The following is a 7,814-nucleotide window of genomic DNA, read 5'->3' as shown; positions in this document are numbered from 1 at the left end:
CCGCAAGGGGCCGCACGCCATGCCCAGGTGGCAGTGCCCGAGGCCGGGGTCAGCGGCGCGCAGCGCCCGCGCAGCCAGGGCCTGGACGTCTATGCCTGAGGGCGGCGTACGCCCGCTGCGGCGGGTGGCCGATTTGTTTGGCGGCTGTTTGAGCCTTTTATTCTGGCTATGATTTCCGGTTTCTCCGAAATAATTAACCCGTTGCGCGCAGATTGCGCGTGCACCGTTCCCGGGGACTGTCCCCGGCAAGGGTGAGCGAATTCATTATCTCCATCAAGGAACCACAACGTGGCCGCAACCAATCCTGCCGCCGCTCCGGCACCCGCCAAGAGCAAGAAACTGATCATCATCGGCGCCATCGTCGCCTTGCTTGTCGTGGCCGTCGCAGCAGTGGCACTCTTTGTCATGAACCGCTCACAGCACAGTGACCCCTATGGTGAAGAGGCACCCGCCAAGAGCGCCGCGACCGTGGTACCCACGTTCCTGCCCCTGGAGAACATGGTGGTGAACCTGGCCGACCCCGGTGGCGACCGTTTTGCGCAGGTCGGCATCACGCTGGAGCTGCAGGACGAGGCCACCGCCACCACGGTCAAGCAGTACATGCCCAGCATCCGCAACGGCATCCTGATGCTGGTGTCCCAACGGACAGCGGATGAACTGCTGCAACGCGAAGGCAAGGAAAAGCTGGCCTCTGACATTCTGCGCGAGGTCACCCGCCCACTGGGGATGAACGCGGCACGTCCCCAAGCCGCACAGGCCCAGGGCGATGAGGACGAGGCGCGGCCCGCCGCCCGCCGCAGCAGCCCGGTGCGCCGTGTGCTGTTCTCCAGCTTCATCATCCAGTAAGCGCAAGGAAGTTTGGCATGAGTGATTCTTTTCTCTCGCAGGAAGAAGTTGATGCCCTGCTGGAGGGGGTAACGGGCGAGCGCCAGAAATCCGACTCCGAGGAGGTGGATGAAGGTTCGGTCCGCAACTACGACATTTCCAGCCAGGAGCGCATCGTGCGTGGGCGCATGCCCACCATGGAAATCGTCAACGAGCGCTTTGCCCGCAATTTCCGCATCGGCCTGTTCAACTTCATCCGCCGCAGCCCCGAAGTCTCGGTGGGTACGGTCAGTGTGCAGCGCTATAGCGCCTTCCTGCGCCGCCTGGCGGTGCCGACCAATTTCAACATTGTGGCCATCCGGCCGCTGCGCGGCAACGGCCTGATCGTGTGCGAGCCTTCGCTGGTGTTCGGCATCATCGACACGCTGTATGGTGGGGCGGGGCGCCTGCAGACCCGCATCGAGGGCCGCGACTTCTCGGCCACCGAGCAGCGCGTCATCAACCGCCTGGTCGATGTGATCAGCGAAGAGTACAAAAAGGCCTGGCACGGCATCTATCCGCTGGAGCTGGCCTACCAGCGCTCGGAAATGCAGCCGCAGTTTGCCAACATCGCCACCCCCAGCGAAATCGTGGTGTCGACCGCCTTCCAGCTGGAAATCGGCGACGTTTCGGGCTCCATCCATATCTGCATGCCCTATGCAACCATGGAGCCCATCCGCGACATCCTGTATTCGTCCACCCAGGGCGACTCCATGGAAGTGGACCGCCGCTGGGTCAAGGTGCTGACGCGCGAAATTCAGTCGGCGGACGTGACCCTGGTGGCCGAGTTGGCCCGGGCCGATGCCACGGTGGAGCAACTGCTGGCCATGAAGCCGGGTGATTTCATCGAGCTGGATCGTCAGCCGCGTATCCGTGCCTCAATCGGCGGCGTGCCGATCTTTGAGTGCCAATACGGGACGCACAACAACAAATATGCAATCCGCATTGAGCAATGTTTGCGCAGTGGGGAATCGAACTGGACCGGAGAGAAGAATGGCAACTGACCAGAACAACAACGGCAGCGTCCCGGGGGATGATCCCTTCTCGGATTGGGCCGAGCCTGGAAGAGCAAAAGCAGACCGACGATGCCCACGCGGCGCTGGACGCCGAGCAAGGCGGCCCGCTGTCGGGCACGCCGGCCTACAACGGCGGGCATACGGGCACGGAAGTGCCGGTCAACGACATCAACATGGTGCTGGACATCCCCGTCCAGCTGTCCGTGGAGCTGGGCCGCACCAAGGTGCCGATCAAGTACATCCTGCAACTGGCCCAGGGCTCGGTGGTGGAACTGGACGCACTGGCCGGCGAACCCATGGACGTGCTGGTCAACGGCTACCTGATCGCCCAGGGCGAGGTGGTGGTGGTGAACGACAAGTTCGGTATCCGCCTGACCGACGTGGTCACCCCGTCCGAGCGTCTGCGCCGCGTCAGCCGTGGATAACGCCAGCCTGACCTCCTCGCTGCTGGCGCTGCTGTTGATGATCGGCGCCCTGGCAGCCTTGCCCTGGCTGCTCAAGCGCTGGCAACAACGCCAGCAGGGCCGGCACGCCGCCTCGGGCGTCAGCGCGCAGGTGCTGGCTTCGGTGGCGGTGGGCCCCAACCAGCGGGTGGTCACGGTGGAAGTCGGGCAGGGCAGCACGAAGACCTGCCTGGTCCTGGGCGTGACGGCCCACAACATCCATTGCCTGCACGTGCTCGGTCAGCCGGCCGGTGCCCAGCCGGTGGCCGCGCCGCCGGACTTTGCCGTCACCATGGCCCAGCTGCACAAAGACGAGCCAACCCCGCAACCATGAGAGAGCGCATGCGATTCAGCTTTCCCGTTCCCCGGGCGTCCTGGGGTGCTTTGGCCGCCGCTTTGGCGGCTTTTTGCTGGATGCCGGCCACCGTATGGGCGCAGTCAGCAGCGGCCCCCAGCCTGCCCCTCCTGGTGGGCAGCGGCAGTGGCGGCAACAGCTTTTCCGTGCCGATCCAGACCCTGCTGTTCTTCACGGCACTGTCCTTCCTGCCGGCCATCCTGCTGATGATGACGGGCTTCACGCGCATCGTGATCGTGCTGAGCCTGCTGCGCCAGGCGCTGGGCACGCAATCGGCGCCGCCCAACCAGGTGATCATCGGCCTGTCGCTGTTCCTGACGCTGTTTGTCATGGGGCCGACCCTGGACCGCGTCTACCAGGAGGCCTACCTGCCGTACAGCACCAACAAGATGCAGTTCGAGGAAGCGGTGCAAAAGGCCGAAGTCCCGATGCGCGAGTTCATGGTGCGCCAGACCCGCCAGACCGATTACGCCCTGTTCGCGCGCCTGGCCAAGCTGGAGCCCGGCACCCAGATCGAACAGGCGCCGTTCCGCGTGGTGGTGCCGGCGTTTGTGATCAGCGAACTCAAGACCGCGTTCCAGATCGGCTTCATGATCTTCATCCCGTTCCTGATCATCGATATGGTGGTGTCGTCCATCCTGATGTCGCTGGGCATGATGATGCTGTCGCCGGTGCTGGTGGCGCTGCCGTTCAAAATCATGCTGTTCGTGCTGGCCGACGGCTGGAACCTGCTGATCGGCTCGCTGGCGTCCAGCTTTGCCATCTAGACCTGAAAGGCTTGTGCCATGACCCCCCAAATGGTGCTGACGTTCGGGCGCGAGGCGCTCACGCTGCTGCTGATGATTTCGCTGCCCGTGTTGCTGACCGTGCTGGCTGTGGGCCTGGTGGTCAGCATTTTCCAGGCGGTCACGCAGATCAATGAAAACACCTTGTCCTTCGTGCCCAAGCTGGTGGCTGCGGTGCTGGTGTTTGCGATCGCCGGGCCGTGGATGCTGAGCACGGTGGTGGACTTCATCCGTCGCACCATCGAGAACATTCCCAGTGCGCTGGGCTGAGGCGTGACCGGGGCACGGCGGTGATTGGAATTTCTGAAGAGCAGCTGATGGCGTGGCTGTCGCCCGTCATCTGGCCGTTTCTGCGCACGCTGGCCATGTTCACGGCCGCGCCCGTGTTCTCGCAGAAGGCCATCCCGGTGCGCGTCAAGGTGGGCCTGGCTTTCCTGGTGGCCGTGTGCGCCCAGGCGGTGCTCGATCAGCCCATGGTGGCGGTCAATTCGCCCCAGGCGCTGACCTGCGTGATCCAGCAGGTGGGCATTGGTCTGGCCATCGGCCTGGCCGCGCGCCTGGTGATCGCCGCCATGGAGGTGGCCGGCGAGGCCATCGGCCTGCAGATGGGTCTGAGCTTTGCCTCCTTCTTCGACCCGGCCAGCAATGCACAGCTCAGCGCGGTCTCGCGCTTTCTGGTACAGATCTTCACCCTGTTCTTCATCGTGGTGAACGGCCACCTGTTCGTGCTGGTGGCGGTGATCAAGAGCTTCGACGTGTTCCCCGTCGACGGATCGTTCCTGCAGGCCGTGGCGCAGATGCGCCTGCATGAGCTGGGCAGCGCCGTGTTCGAAAGCGCGCTGTGGATCGCCCTGCCGATGATGGCGCTGCTGCTGTTCGTCAACCTGACCATGGGCGTGATCGCGCGCATCGCCCCGCAGATGAACGTGTTTGCCATCGGCTTTCCGATCACCCTGACGGTGGGCATGCTGGGCATCACGGCCACCTTGCCGATGATGGAGCAGCCCTTCCTGCAGCTCATCGAGCGCGCCCTGTCGGTGTTCGGGGGCGGTTTTCTTTAGTTAAAAAGAAGAGCGGTTAGCGTTCGAATTTAAAGGGGTTCAAGGTATTTGCTATCTGAAGTCCTTTAAATTTGAGCGCTTCAAGCTATCGTTTATACAAGGCTGTTGCGGATGGCATAGACCGTCAGCTCGGCGTTGTTGCTCAGTTGTAGCTTTTCCAGCACCCGGGCGCGGTAGACGCTGACCGTCTTGGGGCTGAGCATCAGCTCCTCGGCAATGTCCGTCAGCCGTTTGCCGCTGGCAATCTTCTGCAGGGTCTGCATCTCGCGCTCGGACAAGGCCTCGTGCGGCACCTCGGGCGTGGGCTGGGCCAGGCTGTCCGCCAGCATCTGCGCCACCTCCGGGGTCAGGTACTTGCGCCCCTGGTGCACGGTGCGCACGGCGCGCACCAGCTCCAGCGGATCGCCGGCCTTGTTGGCATAGCCGTGGGCGCCGGCCTTCAGGCAGCGCAGCGCATACTGGTCCTCCGGGTACATGGACACCATCAACACCTTGATCTCGGGGTAGCTCTCTCGCACGCTGGCCAGCACTTCCAGCCCGTTGCGCCCCGGCATGTTGATGTCCAGCAGCAACACCTGGCAGGCCGCCTGGCGCAAGGTGTCGCGCAACTCGGTGTAGCCGGCGGCTTCGCCGATGACCCGAATGTCCGTGGCTTCGGCCAGCGTGTCGCGGATGCCGCGGCGCAAGACCGCGTGATCGTCGCAAATCACCACCTGAATCACTGTTGTCCCTCTGCGGTTGTCATGAAAGTGGGCCCATCTTACGGGAGCGGGATGGAGACGATGATGCTGGTGCCACGGCCGACCTGGCTGCTCACATCCAGCCACCCGCCCACCGTGCGCGCACGCTCGGCCAGTCCGCGCAGGCCGAAGGCCTTGGGTTTTTCGCGCTGCCCGGCCGCGATGCCACAGCCGTTGTCGCGCACTTCCAGGGTCAGAAAGCCCTCGGCATTCGACAGCTCCAGGTGCACGGCGCTGGCCTGGGCGTATTTGCCGACATTGGTCAGCGCCTCTTGCGCGGTGCGATAGGCCACGACCTGGATCTCCTGCGTCACCTCGATGGACGCCGGCGCATCCACGCGCGTGGGCACGCCGGTGCGGCGCTCGAAGTTCTCGGCCAGCCATTGCACGGCGGCCACCAGCCCCTGGTCCAGCACCGGGGGGCGCAGGTTCATCATGATGCGCTGGCTGGCGCCCAGGGCGTGCTGCAGCATCTCCAGCGCCGCCTGGGCATGGTTGCGCACCTGGGGCTCTGTCGCATTTCGGTCAATCCAGGCCAGGTCGAATTTGACGGAAGTCAAAGAACCGCCGATGTCGTCATGGATCTCCCGGGCGATGGCCGCGCGCTCCTGCTCGATCGATTGCTGCAGGTGCTCGGTCAGCTCGGCCAGCTGACGCTCGGAACGTTCCAGGTCCCGCATTGCCTGTTCCTTGGCGCGGCGCGCTTCATGCACCTCCAGGGCGCGCGACAGCACGTGCGGCAGGCGCGCCATGTCATCCTTGAGCAGGTAGTCGGCAATCCCCTGGCGTATCGCTGCGACAGCGGCGGTTTCCCCGATCGCGCCGGACAGCAGCACAAACGGCGGGCACTGTGGCAGATGGCGCGCGGCGGCCCAGGCATCCATGGCCGTGAAGCCGGGCAGGTAATAGTCCGCCAGCACCAAATCGTAAGTTTGTGCTTGCAACTGGGTCAAGAAATCCGCCAATGTGTCGACACACACCATATGGCAGGCCAATCCTGCGCGTTGCAAGGTGATCTGTGCCAACCGCTGATCCGCTGCTGAATCCTCGAGGTGGAGGAAAAGCAGGGGCTTATCCGTTGGATCAGGTTCCCCGATGGGCGCTATCATTGGATACATCTTGGAACAAACTTTCGGGGGGTTGAATCCTTCGTGCCACAGGCAAACGCATGTTGGGCCAGCATGCTAGAGGTTCACCCATCTTGGAGAAACGATGCAACCACCGCAAAAACCGTCTGCAGAACCTGCTGTGCAGGTGCCTGTCATGGTTGCTGCCGAATTACAGGATTCGCTGCTGGTCGTCATGCGTGACCTGCATCGCCTGGAAGGGTTGCTCAATCATGCCACGTCCAATTTGCTTGCGCGATTTGGCGAGGCCAACGTCCTACTGTCGGACAATGCGGCAGACGACTCCCCCACCGTGATGGCCGCGCGCGCGGCGCTGCGCAATGCCGTCACCGAGCTGCAGTTTCACGACATGGCGTCCCAGCTGATCGTGCACACCACCCAGGTGCTACAGGGCTGCGCTTTCCGCCTTGCTGCCGAGACCATGGGGCGCGAGGATGAGGAGTTGGAGGCCCCCGTGGTGGCGATGCAACCTGAGCGGCCCAATCCTGTGACCCAAAGCGAGATGGATGCTGGTTCAATAGAGCTGTTTTGACCCATCCCCCAAGTCTGATCCATTCACATCTTAAAACTCCGTTGGAGCCTTACATGCACTCGATCCTAGCCGTTGATGATTCACCATCCATGCGAAAAATGGTCTCCTTCACATTGACAGGGGCTGGCTACAAGGTGGTGGAGGCGGTGGACGGCATGGACGCCCTGGAGAAGGCGGAAGCGCAGCATGTGGACCTGATCCTGGCGGACCAGAACATGCCGCGCCTGGACGGCATCGGCCTGACCAAGCGCCTGCGCGAGCATCCACGATTCAAGAACACGCCCATCCTGATCCTGACCACGGAGTCCAGCGACCAGATGAAGCAAGCAGGCAAGGCCGCCGGTGCGACCGGCTGGCTGGTCAAGCCATTCGACCCCAATCGCTTGATCGAAGTGATACAGAAGGTGATTCGCTAAAGACGAGTTCGTGCGGAAGCTGAGAAAAAGATAGGAACCCAAATGGCGGATACACACAACGACGGATCAGAGACGGATTTCGATCTGACCCAGTTCTACCAAATCTTCTTCGAAGAGGCGGGGGAGAACCTCGACCAGATGGAGCAGATGCTGCTGAATCTGGACCTGGATGCAGCCAATGACGAAGAGCTCAACGGCATTTTCCGTTGTGCCCACTCGATCAAGGGGGGATCGGCGACCTTCGGTTTCACCGACGTGGCCGAGCTGACGCACAAGATGGAGTCGCTGCTGGACCGTCTGCGCCGCCATGAAATCACCCCGGTGCCAGAGATGGTGGATGTGCTGCTGGAGTCGGCGGATGCCTCGCGCAGCCTGCTGGCGCGCCGACCAGGCGGGCGGCGAGGGCGAGGCCATGTCCACCGCCGATCTGGTGCAGCGCATCACGCGGCTGGCCGCCGGCGATGGCGCCGCGGCC

The 7,814-nt window shown here is 63.2% G+C and carries 10 protein-coding genes and 2 pseudogenes; 10 read left to right on the top strand and 2 right to left on the bottom strand.

The features are described 5' to 3' along the window. Positions 1-288 precede the first annotated feature (288 nt). From SJH88_RS17715 to fliR, 7 genes and pseudogenes are all read left to right on the top strand, one after another. The gene (locus tag SJH88_RS17715; protein WP_042413535.1) at positions 289-846 is read left to right on the top strand and encodes a flagellar basal body-associated FliL family protein; all 558 of its coding nucleotides are present in this window, start codon (positions 289-291) and stop codon (positions 844-846) included. Positions 847-863: 17 nt separating this feature from the next. Beyond that, positions 864-1,868 carry a flagellar motor switch protein FliM gene (gene fliM, locus SJH88_RS17710; protein WP_042413532.1) on the top strand — a complete coding sequence of 335 codons (1,005 nt, stop codon included), beginning with the start codon at positions 864-866 and terminating at the stop codon, positions 1,866-1,868. Then, a pseudogene (fliN, locus tag SJH88_RS17705) lies at positions 1,858-2,305 on the top strand (flagellar motor switch protein FliN). The gene fliM and the pseudogene fliN overlap by 11 nt, the downstream one beginning before the upstream one ends. After that, positions 2,298-2,657 (top strand): FliO/MopB family protein, encoded by a 360-nt coding sequence (locus tag SJH88_RS17700; RefSeq protein WP_245620889.1) that lies wholly within the window; start codon positions 2,298-2,300, stop codon positions 2,655-2,657. The pseudogene fliN and the gene SJH88_RS17700 overlap by 8 nt, the downstream one beginning before the upstream one ends. Positions 2,658-2,665: 8 nt before the next feature. Next, on the top strand, positions 2,666-3,445 hold the full coding sequence (gene fliP / locus SJH88_RS17695) for a flagellar type III secretion system pore protein FliP (RefSeq protein ID WP_042413810.1): 780 nt from the start codon (positions 2,666-2,668) through the stop codon (positions 3,443-3,445). Between the two features lie 18 nt (positions 3,446-3,463). Continuing rightward, the gene (gene fliQ, locus SJH88_RS17690) at positions 3,464-3,733 is read left to right on the top strand and encodes a flagellar biosynthesis protein FliQ (RefSeq protein WP_154163992.1); all 270 of its coding nucleotides are present in this window, start codon (positions 3,464-3,466) and stop codon (positions 3,731-3,733) included. A gap of 20 nt (positions 3,734-3,753) precedes the next feature. Then, complete coding sequence (fliR, locus tag SJH88_RS17685) at positions 3,754-4,524, top strand: flagellar biosynthetic protein FliR (RefSeq protein WP_274755239.1); 771 nt, start codon at positions 3,754-3,756, stop codon at positions 4,522-4,524. A gap of 92 nt (positions 4,525-4,616) precedes the next feature. On the opposite strand, the gene SJH88_RS17680 is transcribed toward fliR, so the two are convergent. Both SJH88_RS17680 and SJH88_RS17675 read right to left on the bottom strand, forming a co-directional pair. Next, positions 4,617-5,246: a response regulator gene (locus tag SJH88_RS17680; RefSeq protein WP_042413517.1), complete on the bottom strand. Its 630-nt coding sequence runs from the start codon at positions 5,244-5,246 to the stop codon at positions 4,617-4,619. 38 nt (positions 5,247-5,284) lie between these two features. Next, positions 5,285-6,373 carry a hybrid sensor histidine kinase/response regulator gene (locus SJH88_RS17675; RefSeq protein ID WP_274755238.1) on the bottom strand — a complete coding sequence of 363 codons (1,089 nt, stop codon included), beginning with the start codon at positions 6,371-6,373 and terminating at the stop codon, positions 5,285-5,287. 103 nt (positions 6,374-6,476) lie between these two features. Between SJH88_RS17675 and SJH88_RS17670 the strand changes: the two genes are divergently transcribed. From SJH88_RS17670 to SJH88_RS17660, 3 genes and pseudogenes are all read left to right on the top strand, one after another. Then, on the top strand, positions 6,477-6,923 hold the full coding sequence (locus tag SJH88_RS17670; RefSeq protein ID WP_274755237.1) for a hypothetical protein: 447 nt from the start codon (positions 6,477-6,479) through the stop codon (positions 6,921-6,923). A gap of 53 nt (positions 6,924-6,976) precedes the next feature. Then, on the top strand, positions 6,977-7,339 hold the full coding sequence (locus tag SJH88_RS17665) for a response regulator (protein ID WP_042413506.1): 363 nt from the start codon (positions 6,977-6,979) through the stop codon (positions 7,337-7,339). A 42-nt stretch (positions 7,340-7,381) separates the two neighbouring features. Then, positions 7,382-7,814: pseudogene (locus SJH88_RS17660) on the top strand (Hpt domain-containing protein); the annotation flags it as partial.

The organism is Comamonas sp. GCA5, from assembly GCF_036541385.1.
Lineage (GTDB): Bacteria > Pseudomonadota > Gammaproteobacteria > Burkholderiales > Burkholderiaceae_C > Comamonas > Comamonas aquatica.
Note: the sequence above shows the minus strand (reverse complement) of the source record. Positions and strands in the feature narration are given on the sequence as shown.